The sequence below is a fragment of the Citrobacter sp. R4 genome (assembly GCF_026719175.1).
In the GTDB taxonomy this organism is placed as follows: domain Bacteria; phylum Pseudomonadota; class Gammaproteobacteria; order Enterobacterales; family Enterobacteriaceae; genus Citrobacter_A; species Citrobacter_A sedlakii.
This window is the reverse complement of record NZ_JAPPSU010000057.1, coordinates 1-786: the sequence shown is the minus strand read 5'-3', so window position 1 is coordinate 786 and position 786 is coordinate 1. Positions and strand designations below refer to the sequence as shown.

At 44.9% G+C, this 786-nt stretch carries 1 protein-coding gene; it reads left to right on the top strand.

Going from position 1 to position 786, the window contains the following annotated elements:
- Nucleotides 1-613, top strand: a 613-nt coding sequence (locus tag OOJ60_RS24535; RefSeq protein ID WP_205613308.1) for a tail fiber domain-containing protein, incomplete at its 5' end; no start/stop codon positions are given.
- Between the last annotated feature and the right edge of the window lie 173 nt (nt 614-786).

Genomic DNA, 786 nt, shown 5'->3' with positions numbered 1-786 from the left:
GGATTATTGTACACGTGGCAATTCCGGCTGGAATGTTTACGACCCTCCGGAAGCAGCTCCACGCGCTACAAATGAGGGGAATCTTCCCACAGGCCTATATTGGGGGACACTTGATATGATTGGCAATCCGTTGCCAGGAATTGCTGGATGTTCACTATTGCAGTTAAATGGGAATAGCACTGGTTATAGATGTCAGTTAGCGTTTCAAGACGCAGACGGGGGCCGAGTCTTCTTGCGTTCGACAACCTCGGGAACACAGGGAAACTGGAAAGAGCTCGTCACGTCTCCCGTCTCTGACGGGCGTTTAAAAACAAAAACAAGCAGGCTCGACACAGAATTTGCGCTGAATAATATTAAACAATTGCAATTCTGGAATTTTATTTTCAACAAAGACGCAGAAAAAGCTGGTCCAGTCCGACGAGGTATAATCTCTCAGCAAATCAAGAATATCGATCCTCAGTATGTTAAGGAGGTGGGTGGTTATTTTCATCTTGATAATACTCCTCTATTGCTCGACGGGCTGGCTGCTATTCAGGAATTAATAAAACGAGACGAGGATAAGGCTCTGGAAATTAGCGAAATAAAAAAACAGTTAGCAGCATTGACTTTATAGGTTCTGCTGATTGCAAATTTCTTATACTGCCACTTGCTTCATGTTGAATGAACTGTCGTCTGACATTCCGAGGCTAACAGAGACGAACTGATCCGCTGGTATATCAATCGGACCACTGTCTCTGCATCCCACTTTAGCGAAATCGATTGGCTAACTAATGGAGACCCGGTGGA